General features: G+C 61.4%; 21 protein-coding genes, 1 tRNA gene and 1 pseudogene. 15 read left to right on the forward strand and 8 right to left on the reverse strand.

Annotated elements, in window-relative coordinates; genetic code table 11:
• The first annotated feature begins 1 nt into the window (after position 1).
• The 3 genes from AC1DUY_RS21985 to AC1DUY_RS21995 are packed head-to-tail and all read left to right on the forward strand — an operon-like array spanning position 2 to position 2,684.
• A complete protein-coding gene (locus tag AC1DUY_RS21985; protein WP_149533874.1) occupies positions 2 to 787 on the forward strand; it encodes an ABC transporter permease in 786 nt (261 codons plus the stop codon).
• A complete protein-coding gene (locus AC1DUY_RS21990) occupies positions 784 to 1,845 on the forward strand; it encodes an ABC transporter ATP-binding protein (protein WP_478117049.1) in 1,062 nt (353 codons plus the stop codon). The genes AC1DUY_RS21985 and AC1DUY_RS21990 overlap by 4 nt, the downstream gene beginning before the upstream one ends.
• Positions 1,845 to 2,684 carry a phosphodiesterase gene (locus AC1DUY_RS21995; RefSeq protein ID WP_478117051.1) on the forward strand — a complete coding sequence of 280 codons (840 nt, stop codon included), beginning with the start codon at positions 1,845 to 1,847 and terminating at the stop codon, positions 2,682 to 2,684. Before AC1DUY_RS21990 ends, AC1DUY_RS21995 begins: the two co-directional genes overlap by 1 nt.
• 1 nt (position 2,685) lies before the next feature.
• Here the strand turns inward: AC1DUY_RS21995 and AC1DUY_RS22000 are convergent, their stop codons facing one another.
• Entirely contained in the window at positions 2,686 to 4,164 is a 1,479-nt protein-coding gene (locus tag AC1DUY_RS22000; RefSeq protein WP_478117053.1) for a GH1 family beta-glucosidase, read from the reverse strand.
• Positions 4,165 to 4,195: 31 nt separating this feature from the next.
• Entirely contained in the window at positions 4,196 to 5,032 is an 837-nt protein-coding gene (locus AC1DUY_RS22005) for a siderophore-interacting protein (protein WP_478117055.1), read from the reverse strand.
• Between the two features lie 313 nt (positions 5,033 to 5,345).
• Between AC1DUY_RS22005 and AC1DUY_RS22010 the strand changes: the two genes are divergently transcribed.
• Entirely contained in the window at positions 5,346 to 6,167 is an 822-nt protein-coding gene (locus AC1DUY_RS22010; RefSeq protein ID WP_478117057.1) for an aspartate dehydrogenase, read from the forward strand.
• Between the two features lie 3 nt (positions 6,168 to 6,170).
• Here AC1DUY_RS22010 and AC1DUY_RS22015 read toward each other — a convergent pair whose 3' ends face one another.
• The 3 genes from AC1DUY_RS22015 to AC1DUY_RS22025 form a co-directional block, all read right to left on the reverse strand.
• On the reverse strand, positions 6,171 to 6,845 hold the full coding sequence (locus AC1DUY_RS22015; protein ID WP_478117059.1) for a peptidoglycan recognition protein family protein: 675 nt from the start codon (positions 6,843 to 6,845) through the stop codon (positions 6,171 to 6,173).
• A gap of 121 nt (positions 6,846 to 6,966) precedes the next feature.
• Entirely contained in the window at positions 6,967 to 7,782 is an 816-nt protein-coding gene (locus AC1DUY_RS22020; RefSeq protein WP_320444700.1) for a MetQ/NlpA family ABC transporter substrate-binding protein, read from the reverse strand.
• A gap of 33 nt (positions 7,783 to 7,815) precedes the next feature.
• Complete coding sequence (locus tag AC1DUY_RS22025; RefSeq protein WP_478117263.1) at positions 7,816 to 8,724, reverse strand: aliphatic sulfonate ABC transporter substrate-binding protein; 909 nt, start codon at positions 8,722 to 8,724, stop codon at positions 7,816 to 7,818.
• A 423-nt stretch (positions 8,725 to 9,147) separates the two neighbouring features.
• Between AC1DUY_RS22025 and AC1DUY_RS22030 the strand changes: the two genes are divergently transcribed.
• From AC1DUY_RS22030 to AC1DUY_RS22050, 5 genes are all read left to right on the forward strand, one after another.
• Positions 9,148 to 10,110, forward strand: a complete 963-nt coding sequence (locus tag AC1DUY_RS22030; protein ID WP_478117062.1) for an aliphatic sulfonate ABC transporter substrate-binding protein — start codon at positions 9,148 to 9,150, stop codon at positions 10,108 to 10,110.
• Positions 10,111 to 10,317: 207 nt separating this feature from the next.
• A complete protein-coding gene (locus AC1DUY_RS22035) occupies positions 10,318 to 11,439 on the forward strand; it encodes a methionine ABC transporter ATP-binding protein (protein WP_478117064.1) in 1,122 nt (373 codons plus the stop codon).
• Positions 11,429 to 12,094 carry a methionine ABC transporter permease gene (locus AC1DUY_RS22040; protein ID WP_068732062.1) on the forward strand — a complete coding sequence of 222 codons (666 nt, stop codon included), beginning with the start codon at positions 11,429 to 11,431 and terminating at the stop codon, positions 12,092 to 12,094. Before AC1DUY_RS22035 ends, AC1DUY_RS22040 begins: the two co-directional genes overlap by 11 nt.
• A 45-nt stretch (positions 12,095 to 12,139) precedes the next feature.
• Positions 12,140 to 12,934, forward strand: coding sequence for a MetQ/NlpA family ABC transporter substrate-binding protein (locus tag AC1DUY_RS22045; RefSeq protein WP_439064235.1), 795 nt, complete (start codon positions 12,140 to 12,142; stop codon positions 12,932 to 12,934).
• A 1,144-nt stretch (positions 12,935 to 14,078) separates the two neighbouring features.
• Positions 14,079 to 14,152 (forward strand) — tRNA-Gly (locus AC1DUY_RS22050).
• Positions 14,153 to 14,224: 72 nt separating this feature from the next.
• On the opposite strand, the gene AC1DUY_RS22055 is transcribed toward AC1DUY_RS22050, so the two are convergent.
• From AC1DUY_RS22055 to AC1DUY_RS22065, 3 genes are all read right to left on the reverse strand, one after another.
• The gene (locus AC1DUY_RS22055; protein ID WP_478117067.1) at positions 14,225 to 15,469 is read right to left on the reverse strand and encodes a hypothetical protein; all 1,245 of its coding nucleotides are present in this window, start codon (positions 15,467 to 15,469) and stop codon (positions 14,225 to 14,227) included.
• Complete coding sequence (locus AC1DUY_RS22060) at positions 15,466 to 15,651, reverse strand: hypothetical protein (protein ID WP_478117069.1); 186 nt, start codon at positions 15,649 to 15,651, stop codon at positions 15,466 to 15,468. The genes AC1DUY_RS22055 and AC1DUY_RS22060 overlap by 4 nt, the downstream gene beginning before the upstream one ends.
• Positions 15,652 to 16,390: 739 nt before the next feature.
• Complete coding sequence (locus AC1DUY_RS22065) at positions 16,391 to 17,020, reverse strand: IS110 family transposase (RefSeq protein ID WP_478117071.1); 630 nt, start codon at positions 17,018 to 17,020, stop codon at positions 16,391 to 16,393.
• Positions 17,021 to 17,232: 212 nt separating this feature from the next.
• On the opposite strand from AC1DUY_RS22065, the gene AC1DUY_RS22070 reads away from it, so the two are divergent.
• The 6 genes and pseudogenes from AC1DUY_RS22070 (at position 17,233) to AC1DUY_RS22095 (ending at position 22,684) form a co-directional block, all read left to right on the forward strand.
• On the forward strand, positions 17,233 to 17,928 hold the full coding sequence (locus AC1DUY_RS22070; RefSeq protein ID WP_478117073.1) for a lytic transglycosylase domain-containing protein: 696 nt from the start codon (positions 17,233 to 17,235) through the stop codon (positions 17,926 to 17,928).
• A 202-nt stretch (positions 17,929 to 18,130) separates the two neighbouring features.
• A complete protein-coding gene (locus AC1DUY_RS22075; protein WP_478117075.1) occupies positions 18,131 to 19,195 on the forward strand; it encodes an IS110 family RNA-guided transposase in 1,065 nt (354 codons plus the stop codon).
• Positions 19,196 to 19,822: 627 nt separating this feature from the next.
• Positions 19,823 to 20,251 (forward strand): annotated as a pseudogene (locus tag AC1DUY_RS22080) (DUF3363 domain-containing protein); the annotation flags it as partial.
• Positions 20,252 to 20,546: 295 nt separating this feature from the next.
• Positions 20,547 to 21,128 (forward strand): STN domain-containing protein, encoded by a 582-nt coding sequence (locus AC1DUY_RS22085; protein WP_478117077.1) that lies wholly within the window; start codon positions 20,547 to 20,549, stop codon positions 21,126 to 21,128.
• Positions 21,125 to 21,676, forward strand: coding sequence for an RNA polymerase sigma factor (locus AC1DUY_RS22090; protein ID WP_478117079.1), 552 nt, complete (start codon positions 21,125 to 21,127; stop codon positions 21,674 to 21,676). Before AC1DUY_RS22085 ends, AC1DUY_RS22090 begins: the two co-directional genes overlap by 4 nt.
• A 27-nt stretch (positions 21,677 to 21,703) precedes the next feature.
• Positions 21,704 to 22,684, forward strand: coding sequence for a FecR family protein (locus tag AC1DUY_RS22095; protein ID WP_478117081.1), 981 nt, complete (start codon positions 21,704 to 21,706; stop codon positions 22,682 to 22,684).
• Positions 22,685 to 22,794: the final 110 nt, after the last annotated feature.

A 22,794-nucleotide genomic window follows, 5' to 3' on the forward strand; every position in this document is an offset into this window, starting at 1 on the left:
CATGCGCGACCGCCTCATCTTCGCTGGCCAGCTCGGATTTACACTGCTCGTTGCGGCGTTTCTCGTCGTGCCCGTTGTGTTGTCGATTTCCGCCGGCGTCACCGTCAACTACTTTCGCGGCATCCAGTCGGGCGTCACACTGCAATGGGTGGTGCAGGTCTGGAACCTCTATGCCGGTGAAATCGGGCTGTCGTTCCTGATCGCCTTCGCGACCCTGGCGGTGACGCTGGTTGTCGGCGTGCCCGCGGCTTATGGACTACACGTGAAGGGCGGGAGGTTGTCGCGCGTGATCGAGGAGATCATCACGCTGCCGCTGGCGATTCCCGGCCTGGCTATCGCGCTGGCGCTGCTACTGACCTATGGCGGTTTCGGTGGCTTCCGGCAGTCGTGGCTGTTCATCCTCACAGGCCATGTGGTCTTCACCATGCCCTTCATGGTGCGCTCGGTGATGGCGGTGTTCGCTTCGGTGGACATTAAGACGCTGGACGAGGGCGCTGCCTCGCTCGGCGCCTCGCCATGGACGCGGTTTTGCAATGTCATCGTGCCGAACGCCATGCCCGGCATTCTCGCCGGATCGCTGATGGTGGTGACGCTGTCGCTCGGCGAGTTCAATCTGACCTGGATGCTGCACACGCCGCTCACCAAGACGCTGCCGGTCGGTCTCGCCGACAGCTACGCGTCGATGCGGCTGGAAGTGGCATCGGCCTACACACTGATCTTTTTCATCATGATTGTGCCTCTTCTGGTGGCGATGCAGATGTTTGCCGAGAAGGGCGAAAAGAAATGAGCGGGATCGCAGGCCACGGCGCGGCCGTCCATATCCAGAACTGCGGCAAGACCTTTCCGGACGGTACGCAGGCTCTGGCGCCGGCTTCGCTGGATATCGTCAGTGGTGAGACGCTGGTGCTGCTCGGTCCCTCCGGCTGCGGCAAGACCACCATGCTGCGGATCATCGCCGGGCTGGAGACGCCCGATGTCGGTGGTCGTGTGCTGTTCGACAAGACCGACATGACCGCGGTGCCGATCGAGCAGCGCCATGTCGGCATGGTGTTCCAGTCCTATGCGCTGTTTCCCAACATGACGGTGGCCGAGAATATCGGCTACGGGCTGAAGATCCGCGGCGTCGACAAGGCTGCGCGCGCGGCGCGTGTCGCCGAGATGGTGGCGCTCACCAATATAGGCGGGCTCGAAAACCGCCGGATCGATCAATTATCTGGCGGCCAGCGTCAGCGCGTTGCGCTGGCGCGCGCGGTGGCCGTGCGGCCGCGCGTGCTGCTGCTGGACGAGCCGTTGACGGCGCTCGATGCGTCGCTACGCGACCGGCTGCGCAGTGAACTCAACAGCCTGCTGCGCTCGCTCGGGATCACCGCGATCTATGTGACTCACGATCAGGCCGAAGCGATGGAACTCGGTGACCGCATTGTGGTGATGCGCAAGGGCGCTATCGCCCAGATCGGCACGCCGCGCGAGATCTACTTTGCTCCCCAGAACCGTTTCGTCGCCGAATTCGTCGGCGCCGCCAATATCGTCGAGGGGCCGGTGAGCGGCGGTCGGCTGACGCTGCCCGGCGGCTGGCTGGCGCTCAATGATGCCGCCGACAACGCTGCGGCAGTGGCGATGATCCGGCCGGAGACCATCGGAATTGTCGCCGAAGCGGACGCCTTCCTGCGCGGCATGGTCGAAAGCGTCGCCTTTATCGGTGATCGCCAGCGTCTCGTGGTGACGGGTGCGGCGAACAAGCCGTTGACGGTGGACGCGCCGAACACCATCAATGTGCGTGCAGGGGAGCGCGTCGGCCTGTCGGTCGCGCCTCAAGCGGTTCGCGTGTTGCCGAAAGAAGATTGATGTCGAAGCCCACCATCATCGCGCAGATCTCCGATCTGCATATCAAGGCGCCAGGCGAGCTGGCCTATGGCAAGGTCGACACGGCCAAGGCGCTGGAGCGCTGTGTGGCCGAGCTCAACGCGCTCGAACCGCGGCCGGATCTCGTTGTCATCTCCGGCGATCTCGTGGATACGCCGACGCCCGGCGAGTACGAGCATCTGTGGCGACTGCTGGCGCCGCTCAAGATCCCGTTCATCGGCGTCCCCGGCAATCACGACGCCCGCGACATGATGCGCGCGGCATTTCCCGATTGGGCCTATGCCAAGTCGTCGGGGCCGCTCGATCAGGCGCGGACGGTTGGTCCGCTCGATATCATCCTGCTGGACTCGCATGTTCCGGGAAAGCCGCACGGCACGCTGGAAGCGGCAACGCTGGAGTGGCTGGATGCCACGCTGGCATCGTCGCGCGAGCGGCCGGCATTGTTGTTCCTGCATCATCCGCCGTTCCGCACTGGCATCACCCATATGGACGTGCAGGACCTGTTCAAGGCGGATGAGCTCGCTACCATGGTCCGCAAGTATCCGCGCGTTAAGATCGTCGCCGCCGGCCACGTCCATCGCGCGACACTGACGACATTCGCCGGAACCGTCGCGACCATCTGCCCGGCGCCGAACCACGCGGTCGATCTCGATATCGCCGAATTGCGTCCGCCGTCTTTCCGCGTCGAGCCGCCGGCTTTCCACCTGCATGTCTGGTTTCCAGACGGCGAGGAGGGCGGCCATCTGGTGACCCATCAGGTGCCGATCGGCGACTTCGACGGCCCGCATCCGTTCTTCGGAGCGGATGGGAAGTTGCTCTAAGCTAGACGAGCGCGTTCGCCGCGATCAGGCTGCGATAGAACTCCGCGCTGAGCTTCGGCGCACGCTTCTGCGTTTCGAAATCGACGTGATACAGCCCGAAGCGTTTTTCATATCCATCCGACCATTCGAAGTTATCCATCAGGCTCCAGTGGAAATACCCTTTTACGGGGATGCCTTCCGACGTCGCGCGCTGCAGATGCGTGAGATAGTTCCTGAGATACATGACGCGGTCGAGGTCGTGGATCTTGCCGTCACCGGCCGGCCGGTCGGCGGCGGATGTACCGTTCTCGCTGATATAGATCTGCTTGACGTTCCAGACCTTGGCGACATTGCGCGGAGCCCAATACAGCGCTTCCGGCCCGATCCGCAGCCAGTCCGAATCCATGCGCGGGAACGAGGTCGGGAACGGCACCAGTGCGAAGCCGTTTTGATCCCCACTCGCCACCACATAATATTGCGGCATGTAGACGTTGAGACCGACGAAATCGACGGGGGAAGAAATGATCTTCAGTTCTTCGGCGGTGAAGCTCGGCGCATTCTTGCCGGCATAGGCGAGAAACGCATCGGTGTATCTGCCTTCGAGAATGACGGTCATATAGCCACCATTCATCTCGCGCGTTGCGATTTCGGAGGCGCGGATATTGGCCGGTGTTTCGATGGCCGGGACGCAGGATGCGACATTCTCGGCGAGGCCAACCCTGGTGTCGGCGCGTCCATTGGCGCGGATCGCCTGTACAGCCATGCCATGGCCCAGTGCGACGTGATGGCGAACCTGGTTGAGCTGCGGCTGTGGCAGCTTGAGGCCGGGCGCGAGCTCCACCGGGCCGCGGCCATAGCCGAAATCCACGAAGGTCCCGCATTCATTGATGGTGAAGATGTTTTTGACGCGGTCGGTGATGCGCTGCGCGACATGGGCGGCATAATCACCAAACGCCTTCGATGTATCCTGCGACGCCCAGCCGCCGACGCGGTCCTGCAGCGCCTGCGGCAGATCCCAGTGATACAGGGTGGCGAATGGCTCGATCCCACTGGCGAGCAATTCGTCGATGAGACGGTTGTAGAAATCCAGCCCTTGCGGATTGGGCGTGCCCACGCCGGCCGGAAACACGCGCGACCAAGAGATGGAGAAGCGATAGGCCTTCCCGCCCAGCGCCTTCATCAGTTGGACGTCTTCCTTGTAGCGATGGAAATGATCCACCGCGTGGTCGCCGTTGCCGCCGCCGCGGATCTTGCTCGGTGTGTGCGAATAGCTATCCCAGATCGAGGGGCCGCGGCCTTCGGCCGCGACGGCACCCTCGATCTGATAGGCCGACGTTGCGGTGCCCCAGACGAAATCCGCCGGAAAACGCCGGTCGTTGGGAAGCGCCGCCGGTGTGGCCGAGACTGTTTGAGCCTCAGCCTGCGCAGTCGGGACGGCGAGGCCGGCGGCGAGCGCGCCGGCCGCCCCAGTGAAATCGCGGCGCGTGAAACGATGGGACACCGGTACTCCCTGCTATCTGCAGATGTGACGATCAATCGTCATGCGGTTCATGATAGTTCTCTGCGCCGCCTTTCCAATAGCCAGACGCCTTGACCCACGCTTTGGGATGCTGGCGCTCGTCGACGAGAATCCTGCGGAGGCGCTTGGCGACTTCGGATTCCGTGGCAATAAAGGCATAGCCGTCGCCAACGGGAAGCTTGAGGCTGCGCAGAGCATCTTCCATCAGGGTGGTCGAACCGGCGCTCTGCTGGCCACGATGCAGCCAGTTGATGGTGACGGAGGCCTTCGCTGCGAAGACCTGCTCCTCGGCGGCGTCGGCGACTTCTGCGATCACGATGGCCCGCGTGGCAGGACGCAGTTCTTCAAGTCGGCGGCCGATGGCGGGCAGGGCAGTCTCGTCGCCGATCAGCAGGTACCAGTCGAAGTCGTCCGGCACCACGAACGAGCCGCGCGGGCCGCCGATACCGATTTTATCGCCCGGCTTCGCTTCGGTGGCCCAGGTCGTGGCAGGCCCAGCATCATGAATGGCGAAATCGATGTCGAGCTCTTTGGCGGCTGCGTCATAGCGCCGGGGCGTGTAGTCCCGCGCGATTGGCCGCGCGCTCTCATCGACCAGCACGCGGCCTTCGCTGAAGACGGGCATCAACGGTTCGTTTTCGCCGGGGCGCGGAAAGAACACCTTGACGTGGTTGTCATAGGACGCGCTGACGAAGCCATCGAGGTCGTCGCCCGTGAGGGTGATGCGCTTCATATGCGGCGTCACCGACGTCACGCGCTTGACGGTGAGCAGACGGCGCTTCAGCTCGTGACGAACGCGCGTGATGCGATGAAGGTCGTTGGAAATTGCTTCTGAAGATGTGTCGGTCATGTGGATTCCCGGGGAATCCAGATCGGCCTGTTTGACACGATGTCGCGCAGGTCGAGCCTGGATCAGGTTCGATCGGCGCGTTGGTTCACGTTAACGCTTACGTGCGGCCTCGCCGAGACAGCAATCACGGCAGAGGTAGCGAAACGTCCTTTTACGTGCAAGCCCGGGATTGTCGCACGTGCTGCACGATGGCGTGAGGCCGGAAGCCTTCTAAACTGGCTGACGTCACCGCATGGACATTGCGGCCTTTCCGGGGGAGAACCGTTTCCGGATGTGGCGGTATGCCCCTGAATCATTGAACGAGATCGACGTAATGAGCACTGAAGCAAAGTCTCCCACGCGCGTGGCCATTGTTGGTCTTGGCCCGATCGGCCGCAAGGTGGCCGAAGCCCTGGACCGCGGTATTGACGGTCTGGTTCTGGCGGCGGTCGCCGTGCAGAATCCGGAGAAGCATCAGGCGTTCCTGTCAGGTCTCGGCAAGGCGCCGCCGGTGCTGCCGATCGCGGATCTCGTGGATGTCGCCGATATCGTGATCGAATGTGCGCCCGCGGCGTTGCTGCCCGAAATCGTCAAGCCATTCGTCAGCAAGGGCAAGACCGCGATCGTGCTGAGCGCTGGAGCGCTGTTGTTCAATGAGGATCTCGTCGCGCTGGCCAAGCAGAACGGCGGTCAGATCGTGGTGCCGACTGGCGCCCTGATCGGGCTCGATGCGGTGACCGCAGCGGCCGAGGGCAAGATCAATTCGGTGAGGATGGTGACGCGCAAGCCGGTGAAGGGCCTCGCCGGCGCGCCCTATATCGTCGAGAACAAGATTGACATCGAGAGCATCACCGAACCGATGAAGATTTTCGAGGGCACTGCGCGCGAAGCCGCCAAGGGCTTTCCCGCCAATCTCAACGTCGCCGTCGCGCTGTCGCTTGCAGGCGCGGGGCCTGATGCCACGACGCTGGAGATCTGGGCCGATCCGGCGCTGACCCGCAACGTCCATCGTGTCGAGGTGGATTCGGATTCCGCACGGTTCTCGATGCAGATCGAAAACATCCCGTCAGAGAACCCGAAGACCGGCCGCATCACCGCGCTGTCGGTGATCGCCTATCTGCGCAAGCAGCGCGCGGCGCTGCGCGTCGGAACGTAAGGCCTACTTGCTGCTCTCGGCTTGATGCGCAGGGGCTATCTGCTGCGCAGTCTCGATTCCCTGGGTCCGGGCGATCCTGGCGAGTTCGCAGCCTTCGCAGTAGCGGCGATCCTTATAGTCGATCCAGTTATGGGCGAAGACACGCTCATTCGGGATGTCGTAGCGGGCCTGCAGCACGCGGACGAGTACGCGCCAGGCTGCGATCTGCGCATCAGTCGGCGGCTTGCGGACATTGGGGTAGTTGCCGACGAACTCGACCCCGATCGATGAGTCATTGTCGATCTGCTGATAGGTCCCGCTGTTGTCGATATACTTGTTGTCGTTGCGGTTGCCGCGGTTGAGATGGTTCGGCACCGCCCATTCGGGCGTCGACCAGTAAACCGTGCCATCGGTCTCGATCCAGATGGCGACGCCGCGACGATCAGGTTTCTGCATCTGCGCGACCGCGTTACGCCAGGCGGAGCCGACCGCGCCTTCCGACTGATGCACGACGATGTTGCGCCATTCACGGGCGTGGCGGAGATCGGTCCATGGCCTTAGCCAGACCATGTTGAGGCCGGGAATGTCGGGGGTGCCGCGGGAGCGGGCGGCGATCTCGAAGCTTGACAGCGTCTGGGCGGTCGCCGGTGTGGCGATCGCGTACAAAACCAGCAATAGCCCGACGACCCGACCTCTCATGTCCCTCGTTTCCGAAGGCGTCTCATAACGCCTCCGGAAAGCGTAACCGAGCCGCGCTGGGAGTCAAATCCGCGGTTCGGTATGATTGTCGCCTATGGCAGCCTGCGCGCGTAGGTTGCGCTCAGTTGAAGTATTCGGGCAGGGTGAAGCCGGCGTAGAACTTGTCGTTGCGGATGGCGGTCTTGAACGTGTCCGACTGATAGGCGGCAACGATGTCCTTCGCCCACGGCGCCTCGGCATTGCCCCGGCGGACGGCCACGACATTGGTGTAGGGCTTGGTCATCTTTTCCAGCGCGAAGGCCTCGGTCAGCTTCAGCCCGCTATAGATCGCGAAATTGCCCTGCACAGCGGCGAAGTCGGCATCACCGAGGGCGCGGGGAGCCTGGGCGTTTTCCAGGGGGACGATCTTGATGCCCTTTGGATTCTTGATCACGTCGAGCTCGGTGACATCGACGGGGTTATTGTCCTTGATCTCGATCCAGCCGAGATCGCGCAGGATCCACAGCGCGCGCTGCAGGTTTACGGGATCATTGGGCACCACCACGGTAGCGCCGGCCTTCACGGCATCGGATGTCTTGTGCTTGGTCGAATAGAGACCCATCGGCGGCGTCGGCACCGTGATAATGCCGGTCAGGTCGGTCTTCTGGCGCTGGTTATAGCTGTCGAGGAACACCGTGTGCTGCATCACATTGGCGTCGATGTCGTTCTTGAACACCGCGGTGTTGGCTTCCAGGCCCGTCGAGAACTCATAATATTTGACGGTGTAGCCCTTCTTTTTCAGCTCGGGCTCGACGCCCTTCTTGAAGCCGTCGATATAGGGGCCGGGCACGAAACCGACCTTCAGTTCAGGCTTGGTGGCGGACTGCGCATTGGCATGCTCGCCAAAGGAGACGAGTGCGAGCATCGCGGCGGCGATGACGGAGAGGGCGGTCTTCATTGTCGTTGTCTTTCAGGGAATGTCAGAATGGGATTATTTCGGCGCCCAGATCCTCACGTCGCTGGCGTCGACCTTCACGGGGATCAGTTTTTCGTTGAAGAAGGCGTCGGCGATGATCTGCTGCTCGGACAGGCCGGCCTTGGTGACGGCGCCGACCTTGTAGGAGCGGTGGCTGTTGGCTTCCTCGACAGTGGCGGCGTCGATGCCCCACAGGCTTGAGAGGAGCTTGGCGGCTTCCTTCGGCTCGGCCTTGGCCCATTTGCCGGTTTCATCGAGCTTCTTGAAAATGACGTTCAGGACATCGCCGCGCTTGTCGGCATAGGCGGCCGACGACAGGTAGTAGCGCTTGTAGCTGGCGAGTCCGTTACTGCCATCGGCAAGCACGCGCGCATTGGACTGACGCTGCGCGCTGGTGAGGAACGGATCCCACGCCACCCAGGCATCGACATTGCCGCCGACAAAGGCGATGCGACCATCGGCCGGTGGCAGATAGGCAGGCTGGATGTCCTTGAAGGTGAGGCCGGCTTTGCTCAGTGCGGCGAGCAGCAGGAAGTGGCTGCCGGCACCCTTGGTCACCGCGACCTTCTTGCCCTTGAGATCGGCGACCGTCTTGAGCGGCGACTCCGCTGGAACCACAATCGCCTGTGCGGCTGGCGAGGCGGCTTCCTCGGCGATGTAAGCGAGCTTGGCGCCGGCCGCCTGCGCGAACAGCGGCACGGTGTCGGCGACATCGGCGCCGAAGTCGACATTGTTGGTGTTGATGGCTTCGAGCAGCGGCAGGCCGCTGGTGAATTCATGCCAGCTGATCTTCACGCCGAGCGGCGCGAGCGCCTTCTCCAATTCGCCATTGGTCTTCAGCACGGCGATAAGCGTCGACGACTTCTGATAGCCGATGCGCACCGTGTCCGGTGTCTGTGCGCAGGCGAAGGAGACCGACAGCATGGAGGCCACGGCGGCCAGTTGCAGCGCCCGGGTGCGCCGGAACACGAAGCGTTCGATGAAGCGGGCGATGTGAATCGGAAGCATGTTGGGACTGCTTTGCTGATGATGTTTCGTGAGCAGCAAAGGTGCGAGAGCAGCGCGTTTCCGTCAATGAAATGGCCAACTGTAGTTCCGGGCGCGGCGATGCAGGCATGCTGCGATGGCCTTGTTGTGCAGCGGAAACGTTCTCCGCATGCCTTCTGGCTGGCTCCGGAAGAGCAGGTTATTTCCCTGCGGCGGAGATGAAGCTGCTCCCGGAGCTGACCTTCGGATTGCAAAACTTGCAGACTGCCCGCGACCTTTGAAAGCACAATCTTCGCAATCGCGCGTAGCGTTTCAGCATCACGCCCTTGCATCGCCCGGGCGCAAATGGAGCAACAGCGCATGTCCTATTCCCGACGATCTGTGGTCGCAGGTCTCTCTGCAGCACTGTTGCTGTCAGCCGGACTGATCGCATCGCCAGCCGCGGCGCAGGAGCTGAAGGAAATCCGCATCGGCTTTCAGAAGGCCGGTATCTTCCCGGCAGTGAAGCAGCGCGCGACGCTGGAGAAGGTGTTCAAGGAAAAGGGCATCAGCGTGCGCTGGGTCGAGTTCCAGTTCGGGCCGCCGATCCTCGAAGCGATCAATACGGGTAATGTCGACTTCGGCTATGCCGGCGACGCGCCGCCGATCTTCGCGCAGGCTGCGCGTGCCAATCTCGTCTATATCGCCGCCATCCCGTCGCGGGGCTACAATCAGGGCATCGTCGTTCCCGACAATTCGCCGATCAAGACGCTCGCCGATCTCAAGGGCAAGAAGGTCGGCTTCGGCAAGGGATCGAGCGCGCATAACACCATCATTGCTGCGCTGGAGAAGGCCGGATTGACCTATGCGGATATCACGCCGGTCTATCTCGGCCCCGCCGACGCGGTGGCAGCATTCGCCGGTGGCAATATCGACGCGTGGTCGATCTGGGATCCGTATCTCGCGCTCGCCGAGGGCAAGCAGGCGCGGGTAATTGCCTTCTCCAAGGACGTGCAGGATTCCATTTCGTTCTTCCTCGCCAACAAGGATTTTACCACCAGGCATCCGGATATCGTCGCGCTGTTCAACAAGACCTTTGCCGATGAAGGAAAGTGGGCCGAGGCCAATCGGCCGGAGGTCGCAACGAAGCTTCAGGAGGCGACCGGCGTCGACAAGGCGGCGACCACGCGCGCCGTCGAACGTTCGAACTACACGGTGGTGCCGATCAATGACCGGATCATTGCCACCCAGCAGGAAACGGCGGATCGCTTCCACAAGCTCGGCCTGATCCCCAAGGCGATCAATGTGAAGGACATCGTCTGGACCTGGACCCCGGGCTCGTAAGCTCCCGAAAACTCGCCGGGAGACGATTAGCGCTGTCACCAGCCGTCTCCCGGCACTCTTTTACTCCCGCAGGCCATTGAAACCGCTGGATTTTCCTCATTTGTGCAGTGCGGTTGAAATGTTGCCCGAAATCAGTAGGTTGCAGCCACGGCGCCCGCGACACGCAGGCCGGCCCCGTGCTTCACAACTGCGCAGAAACGTCATTCAATGAACGCTCCCCTGTCCAAGCCGACCGGAGCGCCCGTGCCAGTTCTCGATCCGCAAGATCCTGGCCAACAAGGGCGTGCCATCATCTCCTTCGATGGCGTCAGCAAGATCTTCCCGTCGCGGAAGGATTCCGCCGAGGTGAAGGCGGTCGACAACATCGACCTCGTGGTGCCCGAAGGCGCCATTGTCGGTGTGATCGGCAAGAGCGGCGCCGGCAAGTCGACGCTCATCCGTCTCATCAACGGGCTTGAGCAGCCGACCCACGGCAAGGTCACCGTCGACGGCCTCGACATCGGATCGCTGGATGAGAAGGCGCTGCGCCAGGCGCGCCGCTCGATCGGCATGATCTTCCAGCATTTCAACCTGCTGTCGTCGCGTACTGCGTTCGACAATATCGCGCTGCCGCTGGAGATCGCCGGCACGCCGCGCAAGGACATCAAGGGAATCGTCGAGCCGCTGCTCGACATGGTCGGCCTCGCCGACAAGCGCGACCGTTATCCGGCCGAACTCTCCGGCGGTCAGAAGCAGCGCGTCGGCATCGCACGCGCGCTCGCCACCAAACCGAAAGTGCTGCTGTCGGACGAGGCGACTTCCGCGCTCGACCCCGAGACCACCGCGCAGATCATCGCGCTGCTCAAGCAGATCAATGCCGATCTCAATCTCACCATCCTCTTCATCACCCACGAAATGTCCGTGGTGAAGAAGCTCGCGCAGCGCGTCGCCGTGATGGAAGGCGGCCAGATCATCGAGCAGGGCACCACCTACGAGATCTTCTCGAGGCCGACCCACGCCACGACCAAGCGTTTCGTCGGCGAAGTCACCGGCGGCAATGTGCCGGAATGGCTGCAAAGCAAGTTGCTGGCGGACTATGCGCCCGGCCGTCAGGCCGTGATCCGCATCGCCTTCACCGGCGCCGATGCCGATGAGCCCGTACTCTCACGGCTAACGCGTGCCTATGGCGTGGACTTCAACATCATGCATGGCCAGATCGAATATGTCGCCGACCATCCGTTCGGCACGCTGATCGCCTCCGTCGCGGCCGAGCCGGAACTGCAGGCGAAGCTGATCGCCGATCTCACCGCGACCCGCAACACCGTGGAGCATCTCGGCTATGTCGCCTGAACTGATCAACATGATCCTGTGGTCGACGCTGGACACGCTCACCATGGTGGCGCTGGCTGGCATTTTCGGCACGCTGGCCGGATTGCCGCTCGGCATCTTCCTGGCGACCAGCCGGGCCGGTGAGCTGTTCCCGGCGCCGAACGTCAATCGGCTGCTTGGCCTCGTGGTGAATGCCACGCGCTCGACGCCGTTCATCATTCTTGTCGTCGCCATCGTGCCGCTGACGCGGCTGATCGCCGGCACCTCGATCGGCACCAGCGCCGCCGTCGTCCCGCTGACCATTGCCGCGACGCCGTTCATCGCCAGGGTCATCGAAGGCGCCATCCGCGAAGTCGATCAGGGCCTCGTCGAAGCCGCGCGTGCCTTTGGCGCCAGCCCGCTGCAGATCGTCTGGAAGGTCTTGTTGCCGGAAGCGATGCCGGCGGTGACGCTGGCGCTGACGCTCGCGACCGTCAGCCTGATCGGTTACTCCGCCATGGTCGGCGCCGTCGGCGGCGGTGGCCTCGGCGATCTCGGCATCCGCTACGGCTATCAGCGCTTCATGCCGGAAGTCATGGCGACCGTCGTCGCCGTGCTGATCTGTCTCGTGCAGGGCGTGCAGAGCCTTGGCGACTTCATCTCGCGCCGCCTCGACAAGCGCACGCGACATTCCTGAGTGGTCACCCGCTGCAGCGGGCCCGCTCACACTCGTTTACTCACAATGGAAAACACAATGTCTCTTCGTCGCTATCTTCTCTCCATCCTCGCTTTCGCCGCGCTCACCGGCGCCGCGTCAGCCGAGACCATCAAGGTCGGCGTGACTCCCGGTCCGCATGCGCAGGTGCTGGAAGCTGCCAAGGCCGTCGCCGCCAAGAAGGGCCTCGACATCCAGATCGTCGAATTCTCCGATTACGTCGTGCCAAATGCGGCGCTGGAAGCCGGCGACCTGCAGGCCAATTCGTTCCAGCATCAGCCCTATCTCGACAACCAGGTGGCCGATCGCAAATACAAGATCGTCGCTGTGGGCAACACCATCAACTTCCCGATGGGCATCTATTCGAAGAAGGTGAAGACCTGGGACGAGGTCAAGTCAGGCGCCACGCTGGCGATCCCGAACGATCCGACCAATGGCGGCCGCGTGCTGATCCTGCTGCGCGACAAGGGCATCATCAAGCTGAAGGACGGCGTCGGCTTCAAGCCGACCCTGCTCGACATCACCGACAATCCGAAGAAGCTGAAGATCACCGAAGTCGATGCCGCGCAGCTCCCGCGCACGCTGCCTGACGTTGATGTCGCAGGGATCAACACCAATTACGCCACCCAGGCTGGCCTCGATCCCGTGAAGGACGCGATCCTGCGCGAGGACCCGAAGGGTCCTTACGCCAACATCATCGCCGTGCGTGCCGTGGACAAGGACAAGCCCTGGGTGAAGACGCTGGTGGAAAGCTATCAGTCGCCCGAGGTGAAGGCGTTCATCGACGAGAAGTTCAAGGGCTCGGTGCTCGCGACCTGGTAGGGCAGCGAGCGCTTCGCCGAGCAGGCGAGGCGTTCTTTCTTTTCCCTCCCCCTAGCGTGGCGCAGCCACGCGACGCGGGGAGGGTGGATCGATGCGAGCGTTCAGCGAGCATCGAGACGGGTGGGGTGTTTCCACAAGCGACGTACCGTGTGGCACCCCCACCCCGGCCTATCGGCCGACCCTCCCCGCAAGGGGGAGGGATTCCTCTGGCGTCCGTGCGCCATCGCAGATGTAAATTTCAAACAGCCCCACCGTCCTGAAAACACGCTTCCGCATTCTCGCGGCGCCAATGGCGTCCGAGTTTTGCGCATTCCTTCCCACCCTCAATCGAGAGGGCGTGCGGAACGCCGGGTGCCCGATGCACCCTTGGGCCTGATGCGAATGCGGTCTTCCGCATGGGGTAATGCATCAGGACTTTCGGAGGCGCCGAGCGATTGCCCGACGTTCCGCCTGCGGTGTTTTTTCGGTTGCTTGCACTTTGCCTCAGCGAACGATCCGATCACCGAATTAAAGTCCCAAGGCGATGGGAAGGGAGCCTCAAGCGAGTAAGCCGAACGCGTTTTGACTTGGTCGTCCGTCACACTGTCCAGGAGTCTTTCCATTCCAAGGTCGGCCGTCTCCTGCCAGTGGCAGTGCTGGCGCAGATCCGTCCTGCCCGAAGACAGACGTTCCCCCATGAACCGCGTGACGCCGCATCTCCGGCGTCCACCGCATCCCACCCCGCGAACGTGACGATCGCGATCGCCCCTCTCGGTGGGGCAGGACAAAGGAGAATATAAACCTGATGGGGATATTGTCAACGGGAGATAGGAAAAAATGTTTGGGCGCTGTCTTGCCGCCCCCACACTCGTCATTCCGGGGCGGGACCGGCGCCGCAGGTGACGGGACCGAGTCCGGAATCCCAGCATGTTCAGCGCTAAACACTCCGGGATTCCGGGCTCAGTCCGGCCCGCTTCGCGGTCCGTCCTGCCCCGGAATGACAAAGAGGGCGGCCCGGCATTGACGGCCGGCCTTCAGCCGCACATCGCATGTCCACACGCCATCCCCTTGAAATCCAACCGTAATCCGCCGGTCGCAGCGGGCAGGGGATGCGACCTCGCATGAGGTTGAGACCCGCCGCGCAACGTGTTACCTGACGCGACACGCGGGTATAGCTCAATGGTAGAGCAGCAGCCTTCCAAGCTGAATACGAGGGTTCGATTCCCTCTACCCGCTCCAATGTTTTCAATGACTTAGCGCGTCAAGAACATTCCATTCCGACAAGCTCGACAAATTCATTCCGACAAACGTTCACTTTTTGGCCGCCTGCTCGCGCCGTTTAATGCGCTTGATCTGAGCTTGCTGCTTGCCTTCGTCGTCGTCGTGCAGGTAGTTCGCCATCGCCGCCACCGACGACCACTGACCCTTGTCCATCAATTGCAACGTGGTCAGTCCCGACGATTTAGATTCAGTGGCCCCGCCGTGCCGACCGAACGATGTGAAGGTTAGCTCAGGTCGCAAGCCCGCAGCGATGATGATCTTTTTCGAGATGCGCTCCACTTGCGTCAGCATCTCGCCCTTGCCGCTCCACGGCAGGTTGCTGCCGTCCCGCCGCAACATCAGGCCGCCTGTTGGCCGCAGCGCCTTCATGGCATCCAGCTCAGCCATCAGCAGGGGATAAAGCGGCTTGCCCTTCTTATCGAACAACGGTTCCCATGAGCCGGTGCTGGTTTTGTAGTTGATGACGTAAACGTGGTTCGGGTGGCTGTCCGGGCGATAGTGCTCGGCCATAAATCGGATGAAGATATGCGCCTTGCGCTGGAGCCATTCCCAGCCGATCAGAACGCCGGTTGCCAGCGACGCGAATTCCATTTCGAATGCCTTGGCGCGGAAAGCCATCAGTTCATCAAAGTTCGCGTGCGGCGTCTCGCGCGATGTCGATCGCAGGCCCATCTTTTCGAATGGGTTTCGCGGCGGAAACATGTGAGGGTGCGCCCGTGAGATTGTGTTCCACGCGCCGCGCGCGGTTTTCATGGCGTGATTAACGGTAGTGCGGCGTTCGATCTTCTCGCTATCAACTTTTTTGTAGAGCAGCTTCTCGAACAGATCGTCAGCAAACGCCGTGTCGATGCTCGACACCCGCCGCGCGCCTAGACGTCTGCCATCCTGCAACAGATATTCGCAGATCATCTTGATGCCGGTTTCATGGACGCGGCATTGTCCGGGGCTCAACGGCTGCAATCGCTTCGCAGTTTTCTGTTTCCACGTCCGGCGGTACTCGTGAAACATCCAGTCCAGCGTTCCGATCACCACGCCGATGCCGACCGGATTTGCATCTTCGCCGCCGCTCAGCCAGCTGTCGAACGCGGGTAGTAATATCCTTTCGGCGCGCTGCACCGCCAAGTCGTAATCGGTACCCAGCGGTTCATTCTTGATTGGGCAACCGCTCTTGCGTGCCCACGTCGGCGGATCGAAAAAATATCCGATCCCGCCCTTCTTGAGGCGTTTGCGCCTCGTGTAGCGCGGCAAGGGCAGGGCAGATCGGCCAATTTTCACAGAAGCCTCCGCGACACCTCCGGATCATCTTCCGGGGCGATCGAGCGGTGTTTGTCCTCTTTGACTGTAATCGATATGCGTCCGTCAGGCCAGATATCAACGCTCGCGACCCTGCCGCCGCCATCGATGATGCCTTTCACGGCGCGCTTAACATCGGCTTCTGTGAATTTGGCTTTCGACATTATTGTAGCGCAAAAGGTGAAGTCTCTACGACCGGTGACTCAGTTTTTGGCTGGCCGTCTGCCGCGTCTTTACGGATCGCGCCAACCGAAATTCTGAAGTTGAGGCCCGTGCGTGCGTTCAAAGAATGCCTCCCGTGTCAACGAGGTGCTGCACCATCAAATCCGTTGAGTCTGTGTATGGAAAGAGCCCTTATTTCCGTATGCGGCAATTTGCGGTGATCGGGTGTAGATATGTCGATCTGGCGCAAGCAATCGAGCCTATAATCCGTCTACAGCGCTGCGGCTCGATGGCGCGCACCATGTCTTTGGTGACGACCCTGTTGGGAAGCGACCATCTGCGGGCCGCCTTTAAGCACCGTTTTATAAGCCTTCCAAAGATTCTTTGACGTTGCCCAGGCCAACCGAAAAGTAGGCCCGAGTGAGCCGTGGGCAGATGCGAGGAGCGATCTGGACTGTAGTGTAGGTCTTCCAGACGAGGTGCTTTTGGGAGGTTTGCGGTGGAAAGACCCTGACCGGATCGGCGCTCTACTATCCAAACATCGACGTGAGCGATCAGACCTGGCTACGTTCGGCGCTCCTGTACTGGGACAATATCTACACCATCGTGCCGAAGGCCATTCGGAAACCTTACGAGACCCCGGATACGCAAATTTGTGTCACTGAGGGCCACCTTCGGCCGCTTTATTGCGACGACTACCCGACGTCATTAAAAGCTTGGGAAATCATACGCTGGAGCTCCTTAAGCCTCAAAGGCCCCGCTGCCGTTTTGCTTGGATGTCTGCTCTTGCAAAGAGGTAAGTGCGATCAGCATCGGCTCGATGATCGTAAGCAGAATTGGGTGATCCTGGATGGCCGTCCGGACCAATTGAACGTACCGGAGTTGACTGCCGATCTTGAGCACCACTCCAAAGGTCTTGAGCAACCCGCGGACAGTATTTTTGATCTTCAAAGCCGTGCTGACGAACTGCGCTCGTGCGGTGGTCATGGCACGGACGGCGTGCGTCTGCATACTCTTTACCGGCACTTGCCGATACCAACCGACGCGCACGATTTGAGCAATGCCGTGCGCATCGTTCGCGCCTGTTTTGTTGATCTGCAGCGATACCGCCGCTTTAGCGGGACGCGCATCAATACAAACCACCGGCAGTCCGCAGCTCTTGAGTTCATGGAACAACCAGACCGAACGCATCCCCGTCTCGAGGCCAATGCGAGCGGCGTTCGGCGCATGCTTACTGACAAGCTTCTCAATGTCGTCCGGTATAGAGGCGCACTTACCGCGCCAGATCGGACGGCCGGATTCGTCGACTACGCAAGCTTTGGTTTCCTCAAGAGAGACATCGAGGCCAACATATTGGGCAATCGGTTGCATTTTGCTGCTCCTGTCATTGGGGATCAGAGCGCAAAGACTAGCAATGACGGCGCTCCGCGATAACCCATTTCCCGACCAACAATCGCAAAGCCGCCGCGCGCAGTTGCGGTCCAGGGCGGCCGCAAGGCCGGCGCGAAGAAGCTTCACCCTGGACGGGCGCGAGTACGGTGGCATGTTTGCGTCGTTTAGGGACGGTCGCTTGTACCGTCGTAATGGTGTTGTCGTTTGCGATCGTACCGGTGAATGCAGCACAAGCCGATAACGCATCAACCGGACATCCGGCGAGCGCACGACTTGCCGGACCGTTTGCGAATTTAATCGAAGAGGCCTCACGCCGCTTCGCTATACCGGCGCACTGGATACGCGCCGTGATGACCGTCGAAAGTGCTGGTGACGCGTGGGCCAGATCGCCAAAAGGTGCCATGGGGTTGATGCAGATCATGCCCGAGACCTGGGCAGATCTGCGCACGCGTCATCGCTTCGGTGACAATCCCTACGATCCGCGTGACAACATCCTGGCCGGTGCTGCGTACCTCCACGAACTGCACGACCGCTATGGCTCGCCCGGCTTCCTAGCTGCGTACAATGCGGGACCAGGCCGCTACGAACAATATCTCGGAGGCCGACCGCTGCCGGCCGAGACCCGCGCTTATGTGGCGACCCTTGCTCCTTTCTTCGGTAACGGTGAACTTGCCAATTCGATCTCCGTCGCAGCTGTTCATTCGAAGTCATGGACCGAGGCGCCGCTGTTCATCGGACGACCCGAACGCGCAACCGCTACCGATCGTGTGTCGGCTGAGCAGCGATCGGACCGCGCTCAGGCGGGCGATCCGATGCGCAATATCTCTGCAGTCCTGCCGCAAGCGCGAGGCCTGTTTGTTGCTCGATCCAGTGCGGGAGGCCTGTAATGACGGGATTTGCAGCTTGTCGTGCCATGGCGTGCTCCAGGATAGAACGGCCGGGAAGAGGAGAGCAGCAGGGAGGCACGACAGCGGGACGGCTCTTCAAATCGGGCTCCGAGAAACCGGTGCACGGGGATAAGCGAACCGTGGCGGAATCCGGAGCCTGGTGCAACGACTTAGGCTGTCGTTGGCACAAAGGAGAGCTCCGATGAAACTCTACGTTGGATTGGACGTCGGTCTTGAAGAAACCAGCCTTTGCATCGTCGATAGCGAGGGTCTCACGGTCCGCGAAGTTAAGATCAGCACGGAGCCCGCGGTGATCCGCGCCGCTCTTGAGGGCTGCGCGGATCGCCTCGATCGCGTGGGTGTTGAAGCGTCATCGCTTGGCATATGGCTGTATCGGGAACTGCAGCCCGTTGGGCTGCCGGTCATTGTCGTGGAAGCGCACCACATGCGGGTGTCGTTGTCGACCATGCGCAATAAGACCGATCGGAACGATGCGCGTGGCATCGCACAGATGATGCGGCTGGGCTGGTATCGTGCCGTCCACGTCGAGAATATCGAGATGCAGAAGATGCGCTCGTTATTGGCCAACAGGAAGCTCCTCACGCGCAAACTGATCGACATCGAGAACCATATTCGTGGCACGCTGAGGGCTTATGGCTTGCTGATTGGCGCAGTCGGCCGGGGAGGATACGAGGCTCGGGTCCGGGAGCTGATCGAGCACGGCGACCCGGTATTTTCTCTGATGATTGAGGCCATGCTGGACGTAAGGCGGGCGATCTTCGAGGGGTATGAACGACTTCACCGAGTGGTGCCGCAAGTGGTTCAGCACGATCCGGTCTGCCGCCGCTTGATGACGGTTCCAGGCGTCGGTCCGGTCGCCGCGCTCTCGTTCAAGGTTGGTGTGGATGATCCCTTGCGCTTCACTCGATCGCGAACAGTCGGTGCCCATTTTGGGTTGACGCCCAGGCGACATCAATCCGGCACCTCGATCGACTTTGAGGGGCGCATCACTAAACAAGGCAACGTCAACGTCCGCGAAGCGCTGTGCGAGGCGGCCGCGAGCCTGCTGCTGCGAATTAGAAGGTGGTCTGCGCTACGGGCGTGGGGCCTTCGCATCGCTAAGCGATCAAGCATGTTGTGCGCGATCGTCGCGGTGGCGCGCAAGCTTGCCGGAATCCTGCATCGCATGTGGATCAGCGAGACCGATTTCCACGTCGGCTTCGGCGCCAAGGTTACGCAGCGGCTGCGATTGAAACCTGCGCAGTAACTGCTGCACGGATCGCAAGGAATTAGCGCTGGTGTTGCATCCAGCATGTTGAAGAGGAGCAAAGATTAGAGATCCGCGCGCGCGGTGAGCGTCCCCTGGCGGGGCCGCGAAACGGGGAATGTCCGCTATCTCTTGCCTGCTTCCGTCCATGTGACGAGAGCGCCGGACTGCTTGGACAGCCCTGTTTACGAACCTGATGAAGAGCATGCGACAGCCAAGTGCTGAACGCGAAGGAACGCATGGACCCCGCCTGGAGAATGCAGATCGTGCACGTGGTCATAGCGGACTCTGCTCGCCATCAGCGCAGAGAGAAAGGAAATGGTGATATGCGGAAAATCGCGAAAAAGCGTAGTGAAGTGTTGACTTTGCACGCCCGATTAGGAAGGCGAGATAAAAGAGGCTCGCTGGTCGAACCACAAGCCATTGCGATGGCTTGGGTTCTGCCGTGCCGGTCGGTCGGGGCGCGTGCCGCCCCTGATGCTTTCGCCAATGAATTCAAGAACATTTTCGGCACTGCTCCACATTCCGCGTTCGTGGAGCCTTTGCCATGAGCGCAGGCGACAGCGAGTTACGCATCCGGCCTGGCCGCATCCGCGGCACACGAGCGCCAAAGCCGAAGAGCTTTATCAGACCGGCGCCGACCTCGTGATCTCCAGAGATTACATCAGCCGGGGCCTGCGCTCGCGCGTCGAGGAGTTCGCGTCTATCGAGCTTGGTCCAAAGCCCGAGCACGAGATCCGCAACGCTCTGGAAAAGGAGATTGCGGCCGAACGCTGGACGCGGCTCGACGTTGAGATCCGCATGGCCGCCGATGAGACGGGCGCCATCGACCTGCGCCCCGAAAATCCTGGCGCGGCCGACCCCGAAATCCGCCGCCTGATGATCGGACGGCTCCAGCACCTGGAGAAGATGGGCCTTGCCGCGCCTGCCGGCCCCGGCGAATGGATGGTCGGGCTGGAGGCCGAGCGCAATCTCCGCGACCTTGGCGTGCGCGGCGACGTCATCAAGACCATGCACCGCGTCTTCACCGACCGCGGGGAGGCCCGTGGCGTCGCAATTCCTGTTCATTGGATTGTCATACTATACCGGTATCACGCCGCCGATTGCCTTTGGCTCGCGGGGGTGACGTGTTGCTGGGCAATCCTGCGCGCAGAAAGGGTGGGGCATGCTTGGCCAAGGCGCTGGCGGCGCGATCGTCGCGCTAAGGGCATGTGTTCTGCTCGCGTCGTCCCTTCTCGTGACATTCCTCGAGCCGGTGCGTGCCGAAACAACGCGGGATTCGTCGTTATCAGGACCGGTAAGTTTCGACATCCCCGCGCAACCGTTGGGAGCCGCACTGGACGCCTATAGTATGACGACGGGGCTGGATGTCTTCTACAACGCTGCCATCGCCGAACGACGTCATTCCAATGCAGCGCACGGAACATTCACGCCGCTTCGCGCCATTCAGATCATACTTGGTGGTTCAGGCTATGTCGCGCATGTTACGGCACCCTGGTCCTTGACGATCGTCCCCGAAAACACTGGAGCGCGCGCAGCGTCCGGGCCCGGCAGGGCGGATGTGCGCTTCGAGCCGTATTTCTCGCTTGTTCAGCAGCAGGTTGACCAAATTCTCTGCGATCTCTCGGATGAGGCCACCGGCCGTACCGAAGTCTTGCTTCGGATGTGGCTCAAACCAACAGGCGAGGTTGTACGTGCGGATGTGCTCGCCGATGCAAACGGTGCAAGCCGGCCGCTCGCCAGTATCATTAGTCAGTTGAGGTTTGTCGCGCCTCCTGCGGACATGCCGCAACCCGTCACATTAGTGATTTTCCCGCCGGTGTCGAAAGCGGACCGGCAATGCTTGGTCGCGCCCCGCAAAGATTCTTCAAACGACGACGTCGGTAAAAAGTCGCCGCGGTCTGCACAACAGCTTGAAGCGGTGCAGCAATGACGCATTCAAACGGGCAAAGTCTTCGCCGGCTGCTGCTCGTCGATTATCCCGAGCTCAAGAAGCAACTTACCCGGCGGATCGGTTCTGCGGAGCGGGCGGAGGATGCCCTGCAGGATGCCTGGATGCGACTCGAAGGCGTGACGCCCGCCGAGCCGATTCGCCGGCCGTTTTCCTATCTGCTGCGTATTGCGTATTTTCTCGCTCTCAAACGTCTTCATAAGGAGCGCGTTAGCGCGACTATCGATGATGCCCGTTCGGCACTGGACCTGATCGACGAGACGCCGGATCCCGAACGGGTTGCGGTGGCGCGATCCGAGCTGGCTGCGGTGCGTGAAGCGCTTGCGGAGCTGACGCCGCGCCGTCGGCAGATTCTGCTCGCGGCCCGTATTGAGGGATTGCCGATGCGTGCGATTGCCGAGCAACATGGCATTTCGCTACGGATGACCGAACTCGAGCTGAAAGCTGCGATCCGGCATTGCGGCGAGCGGATCGAACGAAAGATCATCCAGCGTTTCGGTCCCAGGGCGGCCGATGCATCCGATACATGAGATACCTAACGCGACGATCGACGAAATATGGACGCGATGGCCAAGGCTGAAGACACATCGAGGCAGACAGGCCTTCCGGACCGCGACGCCTATGACTGGGTGGCGCGATTTGCATCGGGCGATGCAAGCCAGAAGGACATCGACGATCTGAAGCGCTGGGCGGCGCGCGATCCCGCGCATGCGGAAGCCTTCGATCGCGCCAGCCGGGCGTGGCAGACGATCGGCACCGCAGCATCGGAGACACCGCATCCGGCTGGTGCGATGCGCGTTGTGCGACCCAGCCGTCGGCTCTTTATTGGCGGTGCGTTGGCGGCGTCGGCTGCGGCAGCGACTGTCGTTGCTGTCCGCCCGCCGCTCGATCTGTGGCCGTCATGGTCGGAACTCGCGGCCGACTACCGGACCGATATCGGCGAGCGCCGGCAGATCAAGCTGTTCGACAATATCGCCGTCGACATGAACACGCGGACAAGCATCGCCATGCTATCCTCGAAGTCTGGCGACGATCGTATCGAATTATTGACTGGCGAGGCTGTGGTTGCGACGCCACTACAAAGCTCGTCAGCACTGACGGTCGTTGCGGGAGGTGGCCACATCGTCGCACGCCGTGCGCGCTTTAATGTGCGGCGCGACCCGGCATCGGTCTGCGTGACATGTATCGATGGTGAGACGACGATCGAGCGCAACTCAGCCAGACAAATCCTGACGGCCGGACAACAGATCGTCTATTCGGATCAAGGAGTCGGCGTCACATCGGCGGCCGATACGGGCACGGTGACCGCATGGCAGGGCGGCCTCATGATCTTCAAGGCAATGCCGGTTGCCGATGTTGTCGTTGAGGTCAATCGCTATCGACGCGGCCGGATCATCCTGACCAATGCGGCGCTTGGACGTGAACGTTTCAGTGCCCGGTTCAGGATCGAGAACGTGGACCAAGTCGTGCATCAGATAGAGCACATTTTCAACGCACGTGTGACAGCGCTGCCGGGTGGCATCATTCTGCTCGGTTGAGCGTTCTCAAATAAATTTCATTCGGTCGTTTCGGTTTGCGCCTGCAATCGGGATCAGCATGACGAGAGCATCGCAAACATTCTGTGATGCTTCGCTTTGCCAGATCTGAA

Source organism: Tardiphaga sp. P4_G1 (assembly GCF_056401215.1).

Coding starts and splice junctions, on each gene's coding strand:
- AC1DUY_RS21985 (WP_149533874.1), top strand. CDS start 2: ATGCGCGACCGCCTCATCTTCGCTGGCCAGCTCGGATTTACACTGCTC.
- AC1DUY_RS21990 (WP_478117049.1), top strand. CDS start 784: ATGAGCGGGATCGCAGGCCACGGCGCGGCCGTCCATATCCAGAACTGC.
- AC1DUY_RS21995 (WP_478117051.1), top strand. CDS start 1,845: ATGTCGAAGCCCACCATCATCGCGCAGATCTCCGATCTGCATATCAAG.
- AC1DUY_RS22005 (WP_478117055.1), bottom strand. CDS start 5,032: ATGACCGACACATCTTCAGAAGCAATTTCCAACGACCTTCATCGCATC.
- AC1DUY_RS22010 (WP_478117057.1), top strand. CDS start 5,346: ATGAGCACTGAAGCAAAGTCTCCCACGCGCGTGGCCATTGTTGGTCTT.
- AC1DUY_RS22015 (WP_478117059.1), bottom strand. CDS start 6,845: ATGAGAGGTCGGGTCGTCGGGCTATTGCTGGTTTTGTACGCGATCGCC.
- AC1DUY_RS22020 (WP_320444700.1), bottom strand. CDS start 7,782: ATGAAGACCGCCCTCTCCGTCATCGCCGCCGCGATGCTCGCACTCGTC.
- AC1DUY_RS22025 (WP_478117263.1), bottom strand. CDS start 8,724: ATGCTGTCGGTCTCCTTCGCCTGCGCACAGACACCGGACACGGTGCGC.
- AC1DUY_RS22030 (WP_478117062.1), top strand. CDS start 9,148: ATGTCCTATTCCCGACGATCTGTGGTCGCAGGTCTCTCTGCAGCACTG.
- AC1DUY_RS22035 (WP_478117064.1), top strand. CDS start 10,318: ATGAACGCTCCCCTGTCCAAGCCGACCGGAGCGCCCGTGCCAGTTCTC.
- AC1DUY_RS22040 (WP_068732062.1), top strand. CDS start 11,429: ATGTCGCCTGAACTGATCAACATGATCCTGTGGTCGACGCTGGACACG.
- AC1DUY_RS22045 (WP_439064235.1), top strand. CDS start 12,140: ATGGAAAACACAATGTCTCTTCGTCGCTATCTTCTCTCCATCCTCGCT.
- AC1DUY_RS22060 (WP_478117069.1), bottom strand. CDS start 15,651: ATGTCGAAAGCCAAATTCACAGAAGCCGATGTTAAGCGCGCCGTGAAA.
- AC1DUY_RS22065 (WP_478117071.1), bottom strand. CDS start 17,020: ATGCAACCGATTGCCCAATATGTTGGCCTCGATGTCTCTCTTGAGGAA.
- AC1DUY_RS22070 (WP_478117073.1), top strand. CDS start 17,233: ATGGTGTTGTCGTTTGCGATCGTACCGGTGAATGCAGCACAAGCCGAT.
- AC1DUY_RS22075 (WP_478117075.1), top strand. CDS start 18,131: ATGAAACTCTACGTTGGATTGGACGTCGGTCTTGAAGAAACCAGCCTT.
- AC1DUY_RS22085 (WP_478117077.1), top strand. CDS start 20,547: ATGACGACGGGGCTGGATGTCTTCTACAACGCTGCCATCGCCGAACGA.
- AC1DUY_RS22090 (WP_478117079.1), top strand. CDS start 21,125: ATGACGCATTCAAACGGGCAAAGTCTTCGCCGGCTGCTGCTCGTCGAT.
- AC1DUY_RS22095 (WP_478117081.1), top strand. CDS start 21,704: ATGGACGCGATGGCCAAGGCTGAAGACACATCGAGGCAGACAGGCCTT.